At 61.1% G+C, this 23,573-nt stretch carries 16 protein-coding genes; 7 read left to right on the plus strand and 9 right to left on the minus strand.

The window, feature by feature from the left end:
• Window positions 1-5 precede the first annotated feature (5 nt).
• The 9 genes from xylB to J1G33_RS24115 all read right to left on the minus strand — a co-directional run bounded on the left by xylB (window position 6) and on the right by J1G33_RS24115 (window position 10,498).
• Complete coding sequence (gene xylB / locus J1G33_RS24075; protein WP_223018912.1) at window positions 6-1,487, minus strand: xylulokinase; 1,482 nt, start codon at window positions 1,485-1,487, stop codon at window positions 6-8.
• Window positions 1,488-1,625: 138 nt separating this feature from the next.
• Window positions 1,626-3,107 carry a mannitol dehydrogenase family protein gene (locus J1G33_RS24080; protein ID WP_223018913.1) on the minus strand — a complete coding sequence of 494 codons (1,482 nt, stop codon included), beginning with the start codon at window positions 3,105-3,107 and terminating at the stop codon, window positions 1,626-1,628.
• Window positions 3,108-3,125: 18 nt separating this feature from the next.
• Window positions 3,126-4,229 carry a sn-glycerol-3-phosphate ABC transporter ATP-binding protein UgpC gene (ugpC, locus tag J1G33_RS24085; RefSeq protein ID WP_032875775.1) on the minus strand — a complete coding sequence of 368 codons (1,104 nt, stop codon included), beginning with the start codon at window positions 4,227-4,229 and terminating at the stop codon, window positions 3,126-3,128.
• Window positions 4,230-4,251: 22 nt separating this feature from the next.
• Complete coding sequence (locus J1G33_RS24090) at window positions 4,252-5,082, minus strand: carbohydrate ABC transporter permease (protein ID WP_032875774.1); 831 nt, start codon at window positions 5,080-5,082, stop codon at window positions 4,252-4,254.
• A gap of 10 nt (window positions 5,083-5,092) precedes the next feature.
• On the minus strand, window positions 5,093-5,983 hold the full coding sequence (locus J1G33_RS24095; protein ID WP_005788581.1) for a sugar ABC transporter permease: 891 nt from the start codon (window positions 5,981-5,983) through the stop codon (window positions 5,093-5,095).
• Between the two features lie 152 nt (window positions 5,984-6,135).
• Window positions 6,136-7,458, minus strand: coding sequence for a sugar ABC transporter substrate-binding protein (locus tag J1G33_RS24100; protein WP_005788580.1), 1,323 nt, complete (start codon window positions 7,456-7,458; stop codon window positions 6,136-6,138).
• A 199-nt stretch (window positions 7,459-7,657) separates the two neighbouring features.
• Window positions 7,658-7,906 (minus strand): DUF6124 family protein, encoded by a 249-nt coding sequence (locus J1G33_RS24105; RefSeq protein WP_032875771.1) that lies wholly within the window; start codon window positions 7,904-7,906, stop codon window positions 7,658-7,660.
• 324 nt (window positions 7,907-8,230) lie between these two features.
• A complete protein-coding gene (locus J1G33_RS24110; protein WP_032875768.1) occupies window positions 8,231-9,136 on the minus strand; it encodes an AraC family transcriptional regulator in 906 nt (301 codons plus the stop codon).
• 72 nt (window positions 9,137-9,208) lie between these two features.
• The gene (locus J1G33_RS24115) at window positions 9,209-10,498 is read right to left on the minus strand and encodes a glycosyltransferase (protein WP_032875765.1); all 1,290 of its coding nucleotides are present in this window, start codon (window positions 10,496-10,498) and stop codon (window positions 9,209-9,211) included.
• A gap of 159 nt (window positions 10,499-10,657) precedes the next feature.
• Here J1G33_RS24115 and tpx point away from each other — a divergent pair, with 159 nt between their 5' ends.
• The 7 genes from tpx to J1G33_RS24150 all read left to right on the plus strand — a co-directional run bounded on the left by tpx (window position 10,658) and on the right by J1G33_RS24150 (window position 23,570).
• Window positions 10,658-11,158: a thiol peroxidase gene (gene tpx / locus J1G33_RS24120; RefSeq protein WP_032875762.1), complete on the plus strand. Its 501-nt coding sequence runs from the start codon at window positions 10,658-10,660 to the stop codon at window positions 11,156-11,158.
• Window positions 11,159-11,389: 231 nt separating this feature from the next.
• Entirely contained in the window at window positions 11,390-12,688 is a 1,299-nt protein-coding gene (locus tag J1G33_RS24125) for an MdtA/MuxA family multidrug efflux RND transporter periplasmic adaptor subunit (RefSeq protein ID WP_078821464.1), read from the plus strand.
• On the plus strand, window positions 12,685-15,786 hold the full coding sequence (locus J1G33_RS24130) for an MdtB/MuxB family multidrug efflux RND transporter permease subunit (RefSeq protein ID WP_032875755.1): 3,102 nt from the start codon (window positions 12,685-12,687) through the stop codon (window positions 15,784-15,786). Before J1G33_RS24125 ends, J1G33_RS24130 begins: the two co-directional genes overlap by 4 nt.
• Window positions 15,783-18,890, plus strand: coding sequence for an efflux RND transporter permease subunit (locus tag J1G33_RS24135; protein ID WP_005788569.1), 3,108 nt, complete (start codon window positions 15,783-15,785; stop codon window positions 18,888-18,890). Before J1G33_RS24130 ends, J1G33_RS24135 begins: the two co-directional genes overlap by 4 nt.
• Window positions 18,891-18,946: 56 nt before the next feature.
• The gene (locus tag J1G33_RS24140; RefSeq protein ID WP_262416931.1) at window positions 18,947-20,374 is read left to right on the plus strand and encodes an efflux transporter outer membrane subunit; all 1,428 of its coding nucleotides are present in this window, start codon (window positions 18,947-18,949) and stop codon (window positions 20,372-20,374) included.
• A gap of 298 nt (window positions 20,375-20,672) precedes the next feature.
• Complete coding sequence (locus tag J1G33_RS24145) at window positions 20,673-22,769, plus strand: EAL domain-containing protein (RefSeq protein ID WP_223018915.1); 2,097 nt, start codon at window positions 20,673-20,675, stop codon at window positions 22,767-22,769.
• 54 nt (window positions 22,770-22,823) lie between these two features.
• Entirely contained in the window at window positions 22,824-23,570 is a 747-nt protein-coding gene (locus J1G33_RS24150) for an SDR family oxidoreductase (protein ID WP_032875743.1), read from the plus strand.
• The last annotated feature ends 3 nt before the right edge of the window (window positions 23,571-23,573 follow it).

Below are 23,573 nucleotides of genomic sequence, written 5' to 3' on the forward strand. Positions count from 1 at the left end.
CGCTCTTAAAGGGATGCCACGTGCTGTTGATAACGCTCATACGCCTGTTGATAGGCGCTGACACTCTCGGTTGCCGGCAAGGTACGGCTGGCCGGGTCGACGCTCACACATTTGTCGCACAGGCTGGCCAAGGGTTCGCCGCTCTGGCACCAGGCGGCCTGGATTGCCGCGCCCAGGGCGGCGGCTTCGCTCTGTTCGGTGCACACCACTTCGGTGTGCATGATATCGGCGACCATCTGCCGCCACACCGGGCTTTTCGAGCCGCCGCCGATCAGGCGGATGCTCTGACTTTGCAGGCCGGTCTGGCGCAGCAGGTCAAGGCCATAACGCAGACCGAAGGTGGTGCCCTCGACCACGGCGCGGCACAGGTTGGCGCGGGTCAGGTTGGTCATGGTCAGGCCGTGCAGGCTGCCGGTGGCGTGGGGCAGGGCAGGCACGCGTTCGCCATTGAGAAACGGCAGCATGCTCACCCCGTCGGCGCCAATCGGGGCTTGTTCGACCAGGGCGTTGAACGCCTGCAAGTCGAGTTCGAACAGCTCGCGAATTACCCCGGTGGCGTTGGTCAGGTTCATGGTGCAGATCAGCGGCAGCCAGCCGCCACTGGACGAGCAAAAGGTCGCTACCGACGCCTGCGGGCTGACGTTGGGCTGGTCGGCAAACGCATACACGGTGCCTGATGAGCCCAGGCTCATGGTGATCACGCCGGGAGCGATATTGCCGGTGCCGATGGCGCCCATCATATTGTCGCCGCCGCCGCTGGACACCACGGCGTTGGGGTTGATGCCCAGGCGCTCGGCAATGGCCGGCAGGATCGTGCCCACCGCCTGGTCGGCTTCGATCAACTGCGGGAGCGCTGCCTCCAGGCGGCCGCTGGGGTCGATGTGCCTGAGCAGCGCCACATCCCAGGTGCGGCTGCGCACGTCAAAGTAACCGGTGCCCGAGGCGTCGCCGTACTCGGCGCAGGCGCGACCGGTGAGCCAGTAGTTGAGGTAGTCGTGGGGCAGCAGGATATGGGCGATGCGGGCAAATACGTCCGGGTGCTGTTCACGGGTCCAGAGCAGTTTGGAGACGGTGTAGCCCGGCGCGATGGCTACGCCCAGGCGTTCCAGGGAGCCGCTTTCGCCGCCCAGGTGTGCCAGCAGGCGCTCGTTCTCCGGCGCGGTTTCGGTGTCGCACCATAACTTGGCCGGGCGCAGCACTTCACCTTGTTCGTCCAGCAGCACCAGGCCGTGCTGCTGGCCGGAAACGCCGATGCCAAGGATGTCCTGGCCGTCCACCCCGGCTTGTTGCAGGGCGCGGTGGGTGGCTTCGGTGAAGGCGTCCAGCCATTCCTGGGTGTGTTGCTCGCGCCGGCCGTTGGCGCCGCTGATCAAGGTATGCGCGGCGGCGCCCAGGCCCAGCACCTTGCCGCTGGAGGCGTCGAGGACGATGGCCTTGGTGCCTTGAGTGCCGCAGTCGATTCCGAGGAACAGGTTTTGCTGGGTCATGATGGAGTGCTCAGCAGTATTATTTTTGGATTGGTAACCCGGTCAAGTGTGGGAGGGGGCTTGCTCCCGATGAGGGAGTGTCAGTCAAATACCTTTCTCTGACCTACCGCTATCGGGAGCAAGCCCCCTCCCACAGTTTTAATCCGGTTTGTTCAGGAGTTGTTGCAGGGTTTGGGTGACGCCTTTGTCGCGCAGGCTTGCATAGCACCGCTCAAACGCTGCCACAAACTCAGCGGACTTGGGAATAGCCGTGCCAAAAATCTCCTCTACCCCCAGCAACCGCTGGCTGATCAGCGCGTCATCACTCACCAGCCCCTGGCAGAACTCGGCCCGCGGATCGGGGATCTTGTAATGCACGCCATTTTCATCCACCCCTTTCAAATACAAGGCCCAGGCCGCCACTACCAGCGCTGCACGCTCAGTCTCGCGGCCATCGGCAATCAAGCGATTGATGGTCGGCACGGTGAACTTGGGAAACTTCGACGAACCATCGGAACACACCCGTTCCAACTGGTCGGCAATCGCCTGGTTGGAAAAGCGCTCCACCAGCGTCTGCTTGTACACCGTCAGGTCGATGCCCGGCACCGGCGCCAGGTTCGGCGTAACGTCCAGGTCCATGTACGCACGCATATACGCCACGAACAGCGGGTCGTTCATGGTCTCGTGGACAAACCGATAACCCTTGAGAAACCCCAGGTAGGTGAGGGCCAGGTGACTGCCGTTGAGCAAGCCGATCTTCATCTCTTCGTAAGGCGTGACGTCATCGGTGAACTGCACGCCGACCTTCTCCCAGGCCGGGCGACCGTTGACGAACTTGTCTTCCAGCACCCACTGCACAAACGGTTCGCACACCACCGGCCAGGCATCGTCGACGCCATGTTCATCATGCAGTTGCAGGCGGTGGGCGGTGCTGGTCATTGGCGTGATGCGGTCGACCATGGCGTTCGGGAAGCTCACGTTGGTTTTGATCCAGTCATGCAGCTCGGCGTTGTGTAGCGCGGCGAAGGCCAGCAGTGCCTTGCGCGTGACGGCGCCGTTGTGCGGCAGGTTATCGCAGGACATGACGGTAAATGCCGCAGTGCCGGCGGCGCGGCGTTGGGTGAGCGCTGCGCAGATAAAACCGAACACGGTTTTGGGTGTCTTGGGGTGCGCCAGGTCATGCTGGATCTGTGGCAGGTGGGCCATGAATTCGCCGTTGCTGTCATCGATGCAGTAGCCGCCCTCGGTGATGGTCAACGAGACGATGCGGATAGCCGGGTCAGCCAGTTTGTCGATCAACGCCTGGGCGCCGTCTTCGGCCAGCAGCATATCGCTGAGGGCGCCGATGACGCGTACTTCGGTGTCGTCGGTGTCACCTAGCTCATACAGGGTAAACAAGTAATCCTGGCCGGCCAGGTCGTCGCGAGCCTTGCGGTCCTCGGCACGCAGGCCCACGCCACAAATGCCCCAGTCCAGGCCCTCGCCGGTATTCATCAAGGCGTCGGTGTAATACGCCTGGTGTGCGCGGTGAAAGCCACCGACGCCGATATGGGCGATGCCCTGGCGGGTGTCGGCAAGCGCATAAGCCGGGATTTTCACTTGCGGCGCCAACTGCGTGAGATTGTGTTTATTCAGTTTCATCTAAAAATACTCGCGGAGTCAGGCGGCTGCGCGCAGTGGGCGGGCCACCGCTACGCCGTCAGTGTCGAACAGATGGCAGTGCGCCGGGTCCAGGTGCAGGTGCAACGTCTCGCCGTACTGGCTGGCCATGTCGCCGCGAATCCGCATGGTCAGCGGTTCGCCATTGGCGGTGATGACGTGGCAGAAGGTGTCGCTGCCCAGGCGCTCGCCAACGTCAGCGGTGACGGTCAGGGTGGTTTGCCCTGGCGCGGCGATTTCCAGATGCTCGGGACGAATGCCCAGGGTCACCGCGCTGCCGACGCTCAAGGTCGCGCCACTCAACGGCAGGCTGATCAGGGTGCCAGCGTCCAATTGCACGTCGCAGCCATGGCCTTCGACACGCGTGACCTTGCCCTTGAGAAAGCCCATCTTCGGCGTGCCGAGAAAGCCGGCCACAAACAGGTTGGCCGGTTGGTGATACAGCTCCAACGGCGAGCCGACCTGCTCGATACGGCCACTGTTGAGCACCACCACCTTGTCGGCCAGGGTCATGGCTTCGACCTGGTCGTGGGTCACGTAGATCATGGTGGCTTGCAGTTCTTTATGCAGGCGCGCCAGTTCCAGGCGCATCTGCACGCGCAGCGCCGCGTCGAGGTTGGACAGCGGCTCGTCGAACAGGAAGATTTTCGGGTTACGCACAATCGCCCGGCCAATCGCCACGCGCTGGCGCTGGCCGCCGGACAGTTGCTTGGGCTTGCGCTCCAGCAGCGGCCCCAGTTCCAGGATGCGCGCCGCTTCGCTGACCTTGCTCTCGACCAGCTTCTTGTCGACACCGGCCAGGTCCAGGGCAAACGACATGTTCTTGCGCACGCTCATGTGCGGGTACAGCGCGTAGGTCTGGAACACCATGGCCAGGTCGCGCTTGGCCGGGGTCACTTCGGTGATGTCGCGGCCATCCAGTTCGATGGTGCCTTCCGTGACTTCTTCCAGGCCGGCGATCAGGCGTAGCAGGGTGGATTTGCCGCAGCCCGACGGGCCGACGAACACCACGAATTCCTTGTCGTTCACTTCAAGGTCAATGCCCTTGATGATCGAGAAACCTTCGAAGCCTTTTTGCAGATTCTTGATTTTCAGGTTGGCCATGATGGGCCTCCTTTTCGAATTATTATTTGACGGCGCCGAAGGACAAACCGCGCACCAGCTGTTTCTGGCTGATCCAGCCAAAGATCAGGATCGGCGCGCAGGCCAGGGTCGAGACGGCGGACAACTTGGCCCAGAACAAACCTTCGGGGCTGGAGTAGGAGGCGATCAGTGCGGTCAACGGCGCAGCGCTCGACGAGGTCAGGTTCAGCGACCAGAACGCCTCGTTCCAGCACAGGATCAGCGACAGCAACACCGTGGAGGCCAGGCCACCCTTGGCGATCGGCAACAGCACGCGGACCATTTCCTGCCACAGGGTGGCGCCGTCCAGGCGGGCGGCTTCGAGGATGTCCTTGGGGATGTCCTTGAAGTAGGTGTACACCATCCACACCACGATCGGCAGGTTGATCAGGGTGTAGATGATGATCAGCGCGATACGCGTATCCAGCAGGCCAAGGCTCTTGGCCAACAGATAGATCGGCATCAGCACGCCCACCGGTGGCAGCATCTTGGTCGACAGCATCCACAGCAGCGTGCCCTTGGTGCGCTGGGTTTCGTAGAACGCCATGGAGTAGGCGGCCGGCACCGAGATCAGTAGGCACAGGGCAGTGGCGCTGAACGAAATCACCACCGAGTTCCAGGCGTAGGCGAAGTAGTTGCTGCGTTCGTTGATGTGCAGGTAGTTCTCCAGCGTCGGCGTGAAGATGAACTGCGGCGGGGTGGCGAACGCATCGATTTCAGTCTTGAAGCTGGTCAGCACCATCCAGAAGATCGGGAAGAAAATCAGGATCGCGATCGCCCAGGCCAACGTACCGAGTAGCAGGCTTTGCAGGCGGCGGGATTGTTGAAGTGTCATGGCGCGGCCCTCAAGGCTTGTCAGTCAGGTTTTTGCCGATCATCCGCACCAGGATGATCGCCGCGATATTGGCGATGACCACGGCAATCAAGCCACCGGCCGAGGCCATGCCCACGTCGAACTGCACCAGCGCCTGGTTGTAGATCAGGTAGGCGAGGTTGGTCGAGGCGTAACCCGGGCCACCGTTGGTGGTGGTGAAGATTTCGGCGAACACCGAGAGCAGGAAGATGGTTTCGATCATCACCACCACGGCAATCGGGCGGGCCAGATGGGGCAGGGTCAGGTGCCAGAAGATCGCAATGGCGCCGGCACCGTCCAGACGTGCAGCTTCCTTTTGCTCCTGGTCCAGGGACTGCATGGCGGTCATCAGCAGCAGGATCGCGAAGGGCAGCCACTGCCACGACACAATGATGATGATCGACAGCAGCGGGTAGTGCGCCAGCCAATCCACCGGCTCGGCGCCGAAGAACTTCCACACGGCGGCGAGGATCCCCGACACCGGGTGGAAAATCAGGTTTTTCCAGATCAGCGCGCCGACGGTGGGCATGATGAAGAATGGCGAAATCAACAGCACCCGCACGATGCCACGCCCCAGGAACTCACTGGCCTCCAGCAGCGCGCTGATCAACACGCCGAACACCACACTGATCAGCAACACGCTGCCCACCAGCAACAGGGTATTGGTAGCGCCGGGCAGGAAACCCGAGTCGGTGATGAAGTAGCTGAAGTTTTCCAACCCCACGAATTGGTTTTCGCCGGGGTAGAGCAGGTTGTAGCGGATCAGCGAAAAGTACAGGGTCATGCCCAGAGGCACGATCATCCACAGCAGCAACAAGGCCACCGAGGGGCTGACAAGGAACCAGCCGGGGTTGGCCAGGCGGTTTTTGGCGGGTGTATTCATTAGAATCAAGACCAGTCAGATACGAATCGGAGCGCGGTCAGTGTGGGAGGGGGCTTGCTCCCGATAGCGGTGTATCAGTCACACAATCATCAACTGGTAGATTGCTATCGGGAGCAAGCCCCCTCCCACATTTGACGGTGGTGAGGCAGGGGTTACTTGGGATAACCAGCCCGCTTCATTTCCCGCTCGGTGGTGGTCTGCGCGGCGGTCAATGCGGCATCCACCGTCTGCTGACCGGTCAACGCACCCGAGAAGAACTTGCCGACCTGGGTACCAATCGCCTGGAACTCAGGAATGGTCACCAACTGGATACCGATATACGGCACCGGCTTCTCGGTCGGCTTGGTCGGGTCGGCCACTTTCAGTGATTCCAGGGTCACCTTGGCGAACGGCGCGGCCTTCATGTACTCGTCGCTGTAGGTGGATTGGCGCGTACCCGGCGGCACATTGGCGATGCCATCGGTCTTGGCCACAAGCTGGCCGTACTCCTTGGAGGTGGCCCAACTGGTGAACACCTTGGCGGCGTCCTTGGCCTTGGAACTGGTCGGAATCGCCAGGCTCCAGGAGTACAGCCACGAGGTGCCCTTGTCGGTCTTCTCGTGGGGCGCAAAAGTGAAACCGACATGCTCGGCGACCTTGCTCTGGCTCTTGTCGGTGACAAACGAACCGGCGACGCTGGCGTCTACCCAGATCGCGCATTTGCCGCTGTTGAACAGCGCCAGGTTCTCGTTGAAACCGTTGCTGGACGCACCCGGCGGGCCGGATTTCTTCATGTTGTCGACGTAGAAGTTCAGCGCGTCCTTCCACTCGGGGCCATTGAATTGCGGTTGCCACTTCTCATCGAACCAGCGCGCACCGAAGCCGTTGGCCAGGGTGGTGATCAGCGCCATGTTCTCACCCCAACCGGCTTTGCCGCGCAGGCACAGGCCGTATTGCTCTTTGGACTTATCAGTAAGTTTGGCCGCGTATTCGCCGATCTGGCTCCAGGTCGGGTGCTCGGGCATGGTCAGCCCGGCGTCTTTGAACAGGTCGGTGCGGTAATAGGTGATCGAGCTTTCGGCGTAGAACGGCAGGGCGTACAGCGAACCCTTGACGGACAAGCCATCACGTACCGAAGGGAACACATCATCAAGGTCGTAGGAGGCCGGCAGGTCCTTCATCGGCTCCAGCCAACCCTTGGCGCCCCACAGTGCGGCTTCGTACATGCCGATGGTCAACACGTCGAACTGCCCGCCCTGGGTAGCAATGTCGGTGGTGAGGCGTTGGCGCAACACGTTTTCTTCGAGCACCACCCAGTTCAACTTGATCTCTGGGTGCTCGGCCTCGAAGGTTTTCGAGAGCTTCTGCATACGGATCATGTCGCTGTTGTTGACGGTGGCAATGGTCAGGGTTTGCGCGCCAAGGCTGACGGCGCTGAGGGTCATGCATGCAGTCATGCAGGAACAGGCAAGCAGAGCTTTTGCTGTGAACTTCATCGCGCACTCCATTTCCGCGCCCAGGGGGCTACAGAAGGACGGTTATTGTTGTTGTGTCTTCCTACAGGTAGCCAGGAAGAGTGTGCGTCGATTACAGCCTTGAAATGGGGTTGTGACAAATCCTTGGGCGCACGCGCACTGATACTTTTTTGCACTCGATGATCGTCCCCGTGGTGCGTGGGGACGATCGATGCCGTATTTAACGCTCGATATCAGCCAGTGCTCGCTCAGCCAGCAAGCGAGATACCTCGATCAACTGGGCAATCCCCAGCGCGCCTTCGCGCCGTGAGCCGTCGAGATCAAAGGCGAAATCGCAGGTGAGGGCGTGGGCAGAGGCGAGGGATTCGCTGAGGTTGACCAGTAGGTCTTGCGTGGAGATGCCGTCTTTTACGGTGAACAGCACGCTGGGTGTTGGATCGATTGGGGGATTTGGGGTGGGCTTGATCATGGTGGAACTCCTGATTTAAGTGGAGCTACCACTGATCGCCGCGACGCGATCGGGTGGTAGCTGTACGCAGGTTCGCGGACCGGAATCAGGAAACCGGCATACCCGAAGGTATCCCGCGCACAGCCACCATAAGGGCGCACAGTAGACGATAAAAAGACGTCAACTGAAAGCGGAAATGGCACTTTGCGTCTGATTAAACCGGGCCGCGACGCCCGACCGCTGAGTGTGCAGCGGTGTACGGAGACTAGAGATTGAGTGTCCTAGGGACAACCTCAAAACATTGTAAGACGTTTCTGTTTCTCGACGCCTGCCGAGCGATCAACCTCAAGCCAAATTCTGCTCAGTCAGGCGCTGTACCGCCAATCGCCGATAGTGGGACGGCGTCATCCCCTTAAGCTGCTGAAACCGCCGGTTGAAGTTGGAAATATTGTTGAACCCCGACTCAAAACACACATCCGTCACCGCCTTGTCCCCATCGGCCAGCAACTCGCAGGACTTGCTGATGCGCAGCCGATTGACGAATTCAATAAAAGTCCGCCCGGTGGCCTGCTTGAATACACGGGAAAAATACGTCGGTTTCATCCCCAGGTACTCCGCGACTTCCTCCAGCGGCAGCTCGCGCGCGTAGTGGGCAAAGATGTAGTCCACCGCTCGGTTGGTGCGGTCGATGCTGTGTTCATCGGCTTGCTGTGGTGTGGTTACGCCGGACAGCAGCTGGTAGTCCTCACAGGCGCTCAATACCTCCAGCAGGATAAAGAAATGCCCCAGGCGCGCCATGCCGTGGGCGTCTTCAATGTGCTGCATGAGGGTCATGGCGTGGGCAATGGTCTTTTTGCAGCGGAATTCGATGCCGTACTGCGCGCGTTCGAGCAGCGGCGCCAGGCGTTTGAGTTCGGTGAAGATATGGCTGCCGTGTTCGAACAACTCGTCGGTGAAGTTCACCAGCATGTCGCGCTTGGGGACCACTTCGCCTTCTTCCACCTGGCTGATCCAGTTGTGGGGCAGGTTGGGGCCGGTGAGGAACAGGCTTTGCGGGTAGAAGTTGCCGATGTAGTCACCGATAAACACCTTGCCGGAGCTGGCGACGATCAGGTGCAGCTCGTATTCCTTGTGGAAGTGCCAGCGCACCAGCGGGCAGGGGAAGCCGTGCTGGCGATAGATGATGGACAGACCGTTGTGATCGTCCATCAGCTCGTAGGAGGGATCGGTGATGCGCGTTGCTCGGGTCATGCTGCCGTCGCTTTATTGTGGTCGCTGCGTAGGATAATGCCCCGTCGCGCACGACCTCGCCAGCAGCAGTGTTTACAGGTTGCGGTTTTTTGCCTCGATCCACTGGGACATGTACTGGGTACTCTTGTGCGCGTGATGGCGCAGCATACTGCCGGTGAAGTTGTCCCGGCGATGGGCAGCGAGGTTGCGGCGGCATTGCTCCAGGCAGTCCACCAAGGCTGGCCCGTGCAGAGTCTGGTCATAGCGCCGGGCCAGCAGTTGGCGCCCGTGTTCCTGGGCCTGGGTCCAGCGCTCGTGGTCCTGGTAGAGGGCCACAGCAGCGGCGGCCAGGGCCGGGGCGTCGTGTTCGATCACGCCGGGCCAGGGTTGATCATCGCCCATGGCCTCGGCGCCGATCGGGGTGGTGACATTGGGGGTGCCGCAGAGCATGGCGTCGATCAACTTGCCCTTGATGCCCGCGCCAAAGCGCAACGGTGCCAGGCAGATGCGTGCGGCGGTCATGACTTGCAGCGCGTCTTCGGCCCAGTTCATCACATGAAAACCCTGTGCCGGGTTGTGCAGGGCGGTGGCCTTGGGTGGGGTGTAGGCGCCATAGATATGCAGCTGCGCGCCCGGCAACTGTTGGCGAATCAGCGGCCACAGGCTTTGCTTCATCCACAGCACCGCATCCCAGTTGGGCGCGTGGCGGAAGTTGCCGATGCTGAGAAAGTGCGCACGGTCTTCAAACGGCGCAAACGCGGCGGTGGGCGGTTGCAACATCAACGGGCACCAATGGAGCAGAGCGGCGGGCACCTTGAACTGCTCGGTGAGCAGGCGGATTTCCACGTCGGAGATCATCAAGCTGATGTCACAGCGGTAAATCGCGGCGATTTCGCGCTTGGCCAGGTCGGTATCGGCCATGCGCTGGAACTCGTCTTGAAGCGCAGGCGCGAACAGGGCGCTGAAGTCGTCGCTGTCGGGGTTGGCTTTCACCTGCTCCTTGAAACGCTGGTGGCGGGCATCGCGCAGGCTTTGCAGGTCGGAGGTTTCCAGCACGCGCAGGGCGTTGGGGCAGCATTGCTCCACGCGCCAGCCGAATTGCTCCTCCATCATGAAACGGTCGAACAGTACGATATCCGGGGCCAGTTCGCGGATAAAGTCATCGAAACTGCTGTTATTCAGTTCGATGGCGCATTCGGCGATGCCAAGTGCCGGCAAGTCGGCCTTGTGTTCGCCGATGGTCGCAGGGCTGCTGAAGGTAATGTCCCAACCTTGCGTAAGAAAACTCTCAAGGATCTGCATCATATGCCCCCCCGCAGCCGAGGAGCGGGGCTCTGGCCAGACGTAACCAATGACCAGAACTTTGGTGGCAGGCTGATTCATCGACGACGGTTTCCTTGAAGGGCAGGCGAAAAGCGCGCAATTAAACCACAACCTGGCGACATGACAATTTGTGTCTGGCGGTAGGTAGCATCGGCACTTTGTGGTTAACTTCGGCCTCTCGAATTCGTTTAACCAAAAACCAGCATAAGGATTCCGTTCATGGCTCAAGTCACCCTCAAAGGCAACACGGTCCAGGTTGAAGGCGAACTGCCGAAAGTCGGCGCCAAAGCCGCAGATTTCACCCTGACCGCCGGCGACCTGTCCGACGCCACCCTGGCCACCTTTGCCGGCAAGCGCAAAGTGCTGAACATCTTCCCAAGCGTTGATACCCCAACCTGCGCCACTTCCGTGCGCAAGTTCAATGCCCAGGCCAACGATGTGGCCAACACCGTGGTGCTGTGCATCTCCACCGACCTGCCATTCGCCCAAGCGCGCTTCTGTGGTTCCGAAGGCCTGGAAAACGTTAAGAACCTGTCGGACTTCCGTGATTCGGATTTCGCCGTTGATTATGGTGTGGCGATTGCCGACGGCCCGCTCAAAGGCCTGACCGCTCGCGCTGTCGTGGTACTGGACGAAAACGACAATGTGCTGCACAGCGAGTTGGTCAAGGAAATCGCTGAAGAGCCAAACTACGATGCGGCCCTGGCTGTATTGAAGTAACTGTTTCTGCGCGTAACTGTCGTTTGGCAGTAACACGTATGATGCATGATTGCGGCCTGGCCTAGTCCAGGCCGTTTTTATTTGAGTGTCAGCGGTTTAGCGAAATAGCTGGCGGACTAAGATCAGACGTTAAAAGTTGTAAGCCCAAGGTAAATAGCCGGTAAAGGTGCTTTTCTAAACGCCCCCCAGTGCTTATCTTTCAGCCTCCCGAAGAAGAAGCTCTCATCCCCAATGGTTGATCACTCCATGCAATCCTCCTCCCGCAACTCCCGCCGCTGGCTGTTTGGCCTGCTTGTGCTGCTGGTTATCGCCGGCCTGTGCTGGAAATTCTGGCCCGGCGGCGCGGCTCACAAGGACGCTCCTGCGGGGCACACCGGCAAGACCGGCATGGCGCGCCCGGGCTTCGGCGGTTCCACCGGCCCGGTGCCGGTGCGCGTGGCGCCGGTGGTGCAGGGGGAGTTTGCGGTGTACTACAAGGCGCTGGGCACGGTCACCGCGCTCAACACCATTAATGTGCGCAGCCGGGTGGGCGGTGAGCTGGTGAAGATCGCCTTTGAAGAAGGCCAGATGGTCAAGGCCGGCGACCTGCTGGCAGAAATCGACCCGCGCAGCTACCAGAACGCCTTGCTCCAGGCCCAGGGCACATTGCTGCAGAACCAGGCGCAGTTGAAAAACGCCCAGGTCGATGTGGAGCGTTATCGCGGCCTGTACGCCCAGGACAGTATCGCCAAGCAGACCCTGGACACCGCCGAAGCGCTGGTCCTGCAATACCAGGGCACGGTCAAGACCAACCAGGGCGCGGTCGACGATGCCAAGCTCAACCTTGAATTCACCAGGATCCGTGCGCCGATCAGCGGCCGCGTTGGCCTGCGCCAGCTCGATGTCGGCAACCTGGTCGCAGCCAATGACACCACCGCCCTGGCGGTCATCACCCAGACCCAGCCGATCAGCGTGGCGTTCACCCTGCCGGAAAATACCCTGGAAACCGTACTGGCCCGTTACCACGCCGGCAACAAACTGCCCGTGGAAGCCTGGGACCGTAGCGACGTGAAAAAACAGGCGGTCGGCGTGTTGCAGAGCCTGGACAACCAGATCGACGTCACCACCGGTACTTTGAAGTTCAAGGCGCGCTTTGATAACAAGGACCAGGCGCTGTTCCCCAACCAGTTCGTCAATGTGCACTTGCTTGCCGACACCTTGCATAACGTGGTGTTGGCGCCGTCGGCGGCGGTCCAGTTCGGCAACACCGGCACCTTTGTCTACAAGCTTGACGGTGACAACAAGGTCAAGGTCCAGCCCCTGGTGCTGGGTGACACCGACGGTGAGAACACCGTGGTCAAGGAGGGCCTGGTCGCAGGCGATCGCGTGGTGCTGGAAGGCACTGACCGTCTCAAGGACGGCAGCGAAATCGAAGTGGTCAACGAAAGCAAGGAAGTGCCGACCACGCCGACCGAACACCTGCAAGGCAAGCCCGCGGCAAAAGGGGAGACCGGCGCTGACGCCGGCAAGGCGCAAAAGGTCGGTTCATGAACCTGTCACGCCTGTTTATCCTGCGCCCGGTCGCCACCACGCTGAGTATGCTGGCGATTGTATTGGCCGGGATCATTTCGTACCGCTTGTTGCCGGTATCGGCCTTGCCCCAGGTGGACTACCCGACGATCCGGGTGATGACCCTGTACCCCGGCGCCAGCCCAGACGTGATGACCAGTGCGGTCACTGCGCCGCTGGAGCGTCAGTTCGGGCAGATGCCCGGGCTGACCCAGATGGCGTCCACCAGCTCGGGCGGTGCGTCGGTGCTGACCCTGCGTTTCAACCTCGACGTCAATATGGATGTCGCCGAGCAACAGGTGCAGGCCGCAATCAACGCCGCCACCAACCTGTTGCCCAAGGATTTGCCGGCGCCGCCGGTGTACAACAAGGTCAACCCTGCCGACACCCCGGTGCTGACCCTGGCGATTACTTCCAAGACCATGCTGCTGCCCAAGCTCAATGACCTGGTCGATACGCGCATGGCGCAGAAAATCGCCCAGATCAGCGGCGTCGGCATGGTCAGTATTGCCGGTGGCCAGCGCCAGGCCGTGCGTATCAAGGTCAACCCCGAGGCCCTGGCGGCCAATGGCTTGAACCTGTCGGATGTGCGTGCGCTGATCGCCGCCTCCAACGTCAACCAGCCCAAGGGTAACTTCGACGGCCCCACCCGCGTGTCGATGCTCGATGCCAACGACCAGTTGGTCTCACCCCAGCAATATGCCGAGCTGATCCTGGCCTACAACAATGGCGCACCGTTGCGCCTCAAGGATGTGGCGCAGATCGTCGACGGCGCCGAAAACGAACGCCTCGCGGCCTGGGCCAACGAAAACCAGGCGGTACTGCTCAACATCCAGCGCCAGCCGGGCGCCAACGTGATCGAGGTAGTCGACCGTATCAAGGCGCTGCTGCCGAGCATCACCGACAACCTGCCGGCCGGCCTGGACGTAACGGTGCTTACCGACCGTACCCAGACCATCCGCGCCTCGGTGAAAGACGTACAACACGAGCTTCTGATTGCCATCGCCCTGGTGGTGATGGTGACGTTCCTGTTCCTGCGTCGGGTCAGCGCCACGATCATTCCGTCCATCGCCGTGCCGCTGTCTCTGGTGGGTACCTTTGGCGTGATGTACCTGGCGGGGTTCTCCATCAATAACCTGACGCTGATGGCCCTGACCATCGCCACGGGGTTCGTGGTGGATGACGCCATCGTTATGCTGGAGAACATTTCTCGCTATATCGAGGAGGGCGAGACGCCGATGGCGGCGGCGCTCAAGGGCGCCAAGCAGATCGGCTTCACCCTGATTTCCCTGACCTTGTCGCTGATTGCGGTACTGATTCCACTGCTGTTCATGGCTGACGTGGTCGGGCGGCTGTTCCGCGAGTTCGCCATCACCCTGGCGGTGGCGATCCTGATTTCGCTGGTTGTGTCCCTGACCCTGACGCCGATGATGTGCGCGCGCTTGCTCAAGCGCGAACCGAAGGAAGAAGAGCAGGGACGTTTCTATAAGGCCAGCGGCGCCTGGATCGATTGGCTGATCCAGGCCTATGGCCGCAAGTTGCAGTGGGTGCTCAAGCACCAGCCGCTGACCCTGCTGGTGGCCATCGCTACCCTGGGGCTTACGGTGGTGCTGTACCTGGTGGTGCCCAAGGGCTTTTTTCCGGTGCAGGACACCGGGGTGATCCAGGGCATTTCCGAAGCGCCGCAGTCGATTTCCTTTGCGGCGATGAGCCAGCGTCAGCAGGAGCTGGCGAAGATCATCCTTGCTGATCCCGCGGTCCAGAGCCTGTCGTCCTACATCGGTGTGGACGGCGATAACGCCACCCTCAATAGTGGCCGCTTGCTGATCAACCTCAAGGCCCACGGCCAGCGCGACTTGAGCGCAGCCGAGGTGATCACCCGCTTGCAACCGCAAATCGACAAGCTGGTGGGCATCCGCCTGTTCATGCAGCCGGTGCAGGACCTCACCATCGAGGACCGCGTCAGCCGTACCCAGTACCAGTTCAGCATGTCGTCGCCGGACGCCGAGTTGCTGGCACTGTGGAGTGGCAAGCTGGTGCACGCCCTCAGTCAACAGCCGGAACTCACCGACGTTGCCAGCGACTTGCAGGACAAAGGCTTGCAGGTGTACCTGGTGATCGACCGCGACGCGGCCTCGCGCCTGGGTGTGAGTGTCTCGACCATTACCGACGCGTTGTATGACGCCTTTGGCCAACGGCAGATCTCTACCATCTATACCCAGGCCAGCCAATATCGCGTGGTGCTGCAGGCTCAGTCCGGCGAAACCCTCGGCCCGGCCGCGCTCAACCAGATCCATGTGAAGACCACCGACGGCGGCCAGGTGCGGCTGTCGAGCCTGGCCCATGTCGAGCAGCGCCAGGCGCAGTTGGCGATTGCCCATATCGGCCAGTTCCCGGCGGTGATGATGTCGTTCAACCTGGCCCCCGGCGTCGCCCTGGGCAAGGGTGTGGAGCTGATCAACCAGACCCAGAAGGACATTGGCATGCCGGTGGGCGTGCAAACCCAGTTCCAGGGTGCCGCCCAGGCGTTCGAGGCGTCCCTGTCGAGCACCTTGCTGCTGATCCTGGCCGCGGTGGTCACCATGTACATCGTGCTGGGCGTGCTTTACGAGAGCTATATCCACCCGATCACTATCCTTTCGACCTTGCCGTCGGCGGCGGTGGGGGCCTTGCTGGCCCTGCTGCTCAGTGGCAATGACCTGGGCATGATCGCGATCATCGGCATCATCCTGCTGATCGGTATCGTGAAAAAGAACGCGATCATGATGATCGACTTCGCCCTCGACGCCGAGCGTAATCAGGGCCTGGACCCACAGACGGCGATTTACCAGGCGGCGCTGTTGCGTTTCCGGCCGATCCTGATGACTACCCTGGCCGCGTTGTTCGGTGCGGTACCGCTGATGCTTGCCAGCGGTTCCGGCGCGGAGTTGCGCCAACCGCTGGGTTTGGTGATGGTCGGTGGCTTGCTGGTGAGCCAGGTGTTGACGCTGTTCACCACGCCGGTGATCTACCTGTACTTCGATCGCCTTGGCCGGCGCTGGCGCAAAGAGCCGCAACGCCTGGAGCCGGTTGAGCCATGAACCTGTCCGGACCTTTCATTCGCCGGCCGGTAGCGACCATGCTGCTGAGTCTGGCGATCATGTTGCTCGGTGGCGTCAGCTTCAACCTGTTGCCGGTGTCGCCGCTGCCGCAGATCGACTTCCCGGTGATCGTGGTGTCGGCCAGCTTGCCCGGCGCCAGCCCCGAGGTGATGGCGTCCAGCGTGGCGACGCCATTGGAGCGTTCATTCGGTTCGATTGCCGGTATCACCACCATGAGCAGTTCGTCGAGCCAGGGCTCGACTCGGGTGATCCTGGCCTTTGATTCCGACCGCGATATCAACGGTGCGGCGCGGGAAGTGCAGGCGGCGATCAATGCCTCGCGCAACCTGTTGCCCAGCGGTATGCGCAGCATGCCCACCTACAAGAAGATCAACCCGTCCCAGGCACCGATCATGGTGTTGTCGCTGACCTCCGACGTGCTGCAGAAGGGCCAGCTGTATGACCTGGCGTCGACCATCCTGTCCCAGAGCCTGTCCCAGGTGCCGGGCGTGGGCGAAGTGCAGATCGGCGGCAGCTCCCTGCCGGCAGTGCGCATCGAGTTGGAACCCAAGGCCCTCGACCAGTACGGCGTGGCCCTGGACGATGTGCGCAATACCATCGCCAATGCCAACCAGCGCCGGCCCAAGGGCTCCCTGGAAGACGCTGAGCGCAATTGGCAGATCCAGGCCAACGACCAGCTGGAAAAAGCCAAGGACTACGCGCCGCTATTGATCCGCTATCAGGACGGCGCGGCCCTGCGCCTGGGGGATGTGGCGAAGATCACCGATGGTGTGGAAGACCGCTACAACAGTGGCTTCTTCAATAATGATTCGGCGGTGCTGCTGGTGATCAACCGCCAGTCCGGCGCCAACATCATTGAAACGGTCAGGCAGATCAAGGCCCAGTTGCCGGCGTTGCAGGCAGTGCTGCCGTCCAGCGTCAAACTCAGCCTGGCCATGGACCGCTCGCCAGTGATCACTGCCACCCTGCATGAAGCGGAAATGACCCTGCTGATTGCCGTGGGCCTGGTGATCCTGGTGGTGTACCTGTTCCTGGGTAACTTCCGTGCTTCGCTGATCCCGACCCTGGCGGTGCCGGTGTCGCTGGTCGGCACCTTCGCGGTGATGTACCTGTACGGGTTTTCGCTGAACAACTTTTCGTTGATGGCGCTGATCCTGGCCACCGGGCTGGTGGTGGACGATGCCATCGTGGTGCTGGAGAACATTTCCCGGCACATCGACGAGGGTGTGCCGCCGATGAAGGCGGCGTACCTGGGTGCCGAAGAAGTCGGCTTTACCTTGTTGTCGATGAACGTGTCGCTGGTGGCGGTGTTCCTGTCGATCCTGTTCATGGGCGGGATTGTCACCAACCTGTTTCGCGAGTTTTCCATCACCTTGTCGGCGGCGATCATCGTCTCGCTGATTGTCTCGCTGACCTTGACGCCGATGCTCTGCGCCCGCTGGCTCAAGCCTCATGACAAGACCCGGCAGACCGGTTTGCAGCGCTGGAGCCAGAAGGTCAACGACCGCATGGTCGCCGGCTACGCCACCAGCCTGGACTGGGTATTGCGCCACCGGCGCCTGACCCTGCTCAGCCTGTTGATTACCGTGGGGGTGAATATCGCGCTGTATGTGGTGGTGCCAAAAACCTTCATGCCTCAGCAGGACACCGGCCAATTGATCGGGTTTGTGCGCGGTGACGATGGCCTGTCGTTCAGCGTGATGCAGCCGAAGATGGAAGTCTTCCGCCAGGCGGTGCTCAAGGATCCGGCGGTGCTCAGCGTGGCCGGCTTTATCGGTGGCAACCAAGGCACTAACAACGCAGTGATGCTGGTGCGCCTCAAACCCATCAGTGAACGCAAGATCTCTGCCCAGGCGGTGATCGAGCGTCTGCGCAAAGAGGTGCCGTTGGTACCGGGCGGGCGCCTGTTCCTGATGGCCGACCAGGACCTGCAGTTCGGCGGCAGCCGCGACCAGACCAGCGCGCAATATTCCTACATCCTGCAAAGCGGCGACCTGGCTGCGTTGCGCCTGTGGTACCCGAAAGTGGTCGCGGCGATGCGTGAGTTGCCCGAGCTGACTGCCATCGACGCTCGCGAAGGCCGGGGCGCGGCGCAGGTTACGCTGATCGTCGATCGGGACCAGGCCAAGCGTCTGGGCATCGACATGGACATGGTCACGTCGGTACTCAACAACGCCTACAGCCAGCGGCAGATTTCCACCATCTACGATAGCCTCAACCAGTATCAGGTGGTGATGGAGGTCAACCCCAAGTATGCCCAGGACCCGATCACCCTGAACCAGGTCCAGGTGATTACTGCCGATGGTGCGCGGGTGCCGTTGTCGACCATTGCCCATTACGAGAACAGCCTGGCCGACGATCGCGTCAGCCATGAAGGCCAGTTCGCTTCCGAAAACATCGCCTTCGATATGGCGCCCGGGGTGACGGTAGAGCAGGGCACCGCGGCCATCGAGCGAGCGATTGCCAAGGTCGGCCTGCCTGAAGATGTGATCGCCAAGATGGCCGGCACCGCCGACGCCTTTGCGGCCACGCAGAAGGGCCAGCCGTTCATGATTCTCGGTGCGCTGGTGGCGGTGTACCTGGTGCTGGGCATTCTGTATGAAAGCTATATCCACCCGCTGACCATTCTCTCGACCCTGCCGTCGGCGGGTGTTGGCGCGTTGCTGGCGATCTACCTGCTGGGCGGCGAGTTCAGTCTGATTTCGTTGCTGGGCTTGTTCCTGCTGATCGGTGTGGTGAAGAAAAACGCGATCCTGATGATCGACCTGGCGCTGCAACTGGAGCGCAACGACGGCATGAGCCCGCTGGAATCGATCCGCAGCGCCTGTCTGCTGCGCCTGCGACCCATTTTGATGACCACCCTGGCCGCCATCCTCGGCGCCTTGCCGTTGCTGCTCGGCACCGGCGATGGCGCGGAAATGCGCCATCCGTTGGGCCTGACCATTATTGGTGGCCTGGTCTTCAGCCAGATCCTGACCCTTTACACCACCCCGGTGGTCTACCTCTATCTCGACCGCGCGCGCCACCGCTTCAATGCCTGGCGCGGCGTGCGTACCGATGCTGCCCTGGACACTGCGCTATGACCGATTCAACCAAATTATTGTGGCGAGGGAGCAAGCACCCTAGCCACAACAACACAATGAAGTTATTGGCCATGATGATGTGTGGGGTGTTGCTCAGCGCCTGCGCCATTGGCCCTGACTACAAGCGCCCGGAGGTCATCGAACCGGTGCAGTTCAAAGAAGCCCAGGGCTGGCGCCAGGCCAACCCCAGCGATTCCCTGGCCCGTGGCGCCTGGTGGGAGCTGTATGGCGACCGCCAACTCAATGAGCTGGTAGAGCGCCTCAACACGTCCAACCAGACCGTTGCCCAGGCCGAAGCGCGCTTTCGCCAGGCCAAGGCGCTGGTGCGCAGTTCCCGCGGGGCGTTTTACCCCAGCGTCGACCTGAGCGTGGGTAAAACCCGCGCCAGCCAGGGTACCGGCAGCAGCAGCGCCAGCCTCAGCAGTTCCAGCAGTGGTATCCGCGACACCCTCAATGCGCAGTTGGGCGTGAGTTGGGAAGCCGATATCTGGGGCAAGTTGCGCCGTGGACTAGAGGCCAATGAAGCCAGCGCCGAGGCCAGCTCGGCAGACCTGGCCGCGATGCGCCTGAGCCAACAGTCGGAACTGGTGCAGAGCTACCTGCAACTGCGGGTCATGGATGAACAGACGCGCCTGTTGCAAGCCACCCTGGACACCTACCAGCGTTCATTGAAAATGACCGAAAACCAGTACCGCGCCGGGGTGGCCGGCAAGGATGCCATCGCCCAGGCGCAAACTCAGCTCAAGACCACCCAGGCCAGCCTGATCGACCTGATCTGGCAGCGCGCCCAACTGGAAAACGCCATTGCCGTGCTGATCGGCGAAGCCCCGGCCAACTTCAACCTGGCGGTGAGCAAAGACATTCCGGCGCTGCCGCAAATACCGGTGAGCCTGCCGTCCCAGTTGCTGGAACGTCGCCCCGATATTGCCTCGGCCGAACGCTCGGTGATCGCCGCCAACGCCAACATCGGCGTGGCCAAGGCGGCCTATTACCCGGATCTCAGCCTGAGCTTGCAGGGCGGCTACTCCAGCAGCACGTATGAAGATTGGATCAGCCTGCCGAACCGCTTCTGGTCGGTGGGGCCGAAACTGGCGATGACCCTGTTCGATGGCGGCCAGCGCTCGGCGGAAGTCGACCGCACCGTGGCCAGCTATGACGAGACCGTGGCCAAGTACCGCCAGACCGTACTGGATGGGTTCCGTGAAGTGGAAAACTACATGGTGCAACTCAAGGTGCTGGCGGACGAAGCTGTGGTCAGCAATGAAGCGCTGGAATCGGCGCGTGAGTCGTTGCGCTTGACCGAGAACCAGTACAAGGCGGGTTTGATCGCTTACCTGGATGTGGTGACTGTGCAGGCGACGGCCTTGAGCAACGAGCGCACCGTGTTGACCTTGTTGCAGTCGCGGCTGGTAGCGAGTGTGCAGTTGATTGCGGCGTTGGGTGGTGGCTGGGACGGCCAGACGTCTCTGGCCGAGAAGGAGTGAGCGAATACCTGGGCATCCTGTAGGAGCGAGCTTGCTCGCGAAAAACGTCAACGATAACGCGTGTTTCCTGAATACACGCGGCGCCTATGATTTTTCGCAAGCAAACTCGCTCCTACAGTGGGGAGGCCCCCTCCCATAGGTATTGAAAAATACCCGCATTAAGCCAGCAGATTGACGCCAAAAAATGACTAATGGCTATCTGCTTAATTAATCACCTGCCCCAGAATCATTCTCGCTACAATCGCCCGCTTTGCCACCCGGCATGGGCTTGTACGCCCTGTTGCCTGCGAGAAGCCCCATGTTGATCGGTAGCTATTCAACCTCCCTGGTCGTGATTTCCCTGTGCGTTGCAATGCTGGCGTCCTACACCGCGTTGGACCTGGCCGGGCGTATCGCTACGACGAAGGGGCGTGCCGTTTACCTATGGATTACCGGCGGCGCAGCAGCCATGGGCGTGGGCATCTGGTCCATGCACTTTATCGGCATGTTGGCCCTGCGCCTGCCGTTTGCCCTCGGGTTTGACCTGGGCATCACTGCGCTGTCGCTGTTGATCGCCGTGTTATCCAGTGGCTTCGCCTTATGGCTGGTCAGCCAGCCACGTCTGCCGGCCTGGCAACTGGCGTTCGGTGCGCTGGTGATGGGTGCCGGTATCGCCAGCATGCACTACACCGGCATGGCAGCGATGCGCATGACCCCGGGGATCGACTACGACCCGACCTTGTTCGGCGCTTCGTTGTTGATCGCAGTAATGGCCTCCGGTGCCGCGCTGTGGATCGCCTTCAACCTGCGCCGTAATACGCCTTACGTGCGCCTGGCAAGGGGTGGGGCGGCGGTGGTGATGGGCGTGGCCATTGTCGGCATGCACTACACCGGGATGGCCGCCGCGCAGTTTGCCGATGACAGCTTCTGCGGTGCCGCGCTGACGGGCTTGAGCGGCAAGGGCCTGGATAACCTGGTCTTGGTGACCTCCCTGGCGGTGTTGGTCATAGCATTGTTGACCTCATTGCTCGATGCCCGCCTTGAGGCGCGTACCGCTGTACTCGCCGATTCCTTGACCCTGGCCAACCAGGAACTGACCCACCTGGCACTGCACGACATGCTCACCGGCTTGCCCAATCGCACGCTGCTGGCGGATCGCATTCAACAAGGCATTCAGGCGGTGTACGAGCAGGGCGGTTGCTTTGCGCTGATGTTTATCGACCTGGACGGCTTCAAGCCGGTCAACGATGCCTTTGGTCATCACATGGGCGATCAACTGCTGCGCGAGGTTGGCCTGCGTCTGCGCGAGGACTTGCGCAGCCAGGACACCCTGGCCCGTATTGGCGGTGACGAGTTCGTGTTGCTGGTGCAATTGACCCAGCCGGACGATGCCATGGGCCTGGCCGAGCGTCAGGTCGGTCTGATCAACCGCGCTTTCACGGTGGCCGAGCATGAGCTGAAAATCTCCGCGAGTATCGGTATCGCCATGTTCCCGGGCAACGGTAATAACCCCCAGGAGCTGTTGATGAACGCCGACGCGGCGATGTATCACGCCAAGGGCATGGGCAAGAACGGCTACAGCTTCTTCGATGCGTCAATGAACACCAATGCGCGCAAGCAACTGCAATTGTTGCAGGACCTGCGCAATGCCCTTGAACTCGGCGAGTTTCGCTTGTATTACCAACCCAAGTTCGATGCGGTGAGCGGTATTGCCGTGGGGGCCGAGGCGTTGTTGCGCTGGGAGCATCCGCAACAGGGCTTGTTGCTGCCGGCAGCTTTTATCGCGCTGGCGGAGAAAACCGGGCTGATCATTGCCATCGGTGAATGGGTACTCGACGAAGCCTGCCGCCAGATGAGCCTGTGGTACGCACAGGGTTATCAGAGCTGGCGCATCGCCGTGAATCTTTCGGCGCTGCAGTTCTGTCATGCCGGGTTGGTCAACAGTGTTGCGGCTGCTCTGGAGCGCCACCAATTACCCGCCAACAGCCTCACGCTGGAGATCACCGAGACCACTGCCATGAGCGATGCCGATGCGAGCATGACGGTATTGCAGCAGCTCTCGGACATGGGCGTGGACCTGTCCATCGATGACTTTGGCACCGGTTACTCCAGCCTGATGTACCTCAAGCGCCTGCCGGCCAACGAGTTGAAGATCGACCGCGGCTTTGTACGCGACCTGGAGCACGACAGCGACGACGCCGCCATCGTCTCGGCCATTGTCGCCCTCGGCCAGGCCCTGGACTTGCGGATCGTTGCCGAAGGCGTGGAAACCGATGCGCAGCAAAATTTCCTTACCCGCCTGGGGTGTGATTCCTTGCAAGGCTATTTGTTGGGGCATCCATTGCCGGCCGACAATTTCATGGCAAACATCCTCGCCGGCGAAGATGCGCCAGCGCCTGACAAAAGCCATCAGTGACGGGTATTCTTGGATCCAACCCTAACCATCAGGTTGAATCAGGAGACCGTAGCCATGGACAAAGTCGTCATCATCACCGGAGGCAGCCGCGGGATTGGCGCCGAGACGGCCTTGCTGGCTGCTCGCGAAGGTTATCGCATCTGCATTAACTATCAGTCGGACGAGAAGGCTGCCCATGCCGTGCTTGAACAAGTGCGCGGCCTCGGCGCCCAGGCCATTGCGGTGCGCGCTGATGTCAGCATCGAAGATGAAGTGATAGCGCTGTTCAATCGCGTGGATGCCGAATTGGGGCGTGTCACGGCGCTGGTCAACAACGCCGGTACTGTGGGGCAAAAGTCGCGGGTCGACGAGATGTCCGAGTTTCGTATCCTGAAGATCATGAAGACCAACGTGCTGGGCCCGATCCTGTGCGCCAAGCACGCGGTGCTGCGTATGTCGCCTCGGCATGGCGGGCAGGGTGGCAGTATCGTCAACGTGTCGTCGGTAGCGGCGCGGCTGGGGTCGCCAGGTGAGTATGTGGACTACGCTGCGTCCAAGGGCGCTCTGGATACCTTCACCCTCGGTCTGTCCAAAGAAGTCGCAGGTGAAGGTATTCGAGTCAACGCGGTACGCCCTGGTTATATCTTTACCGATTTCCACGCCCTGAGCGGCGACCCGGACCGCGTCAGCAAGTTGGAGTCCGGTATCCCCATGGCGCGTGGCGGGCGTCCGGATGAAGTGGCTGAGGCGATTATCTGGTTGCTGTCGGACAAGGCCTCATACGCCACCGGCACCTTTTTAGACCTAGGGGGCGGACGCTGAAAA

Source organism: Pseudomonas sp. P867, assembly GCF_019891455.1.
GTDB lineage: Bacteria > Pseudomonadota > Gammaproteobacteria > Pseudomonadales > Pseudomonadaceae > Aquipseudomonas > Aquipseudomonas synxantha_A.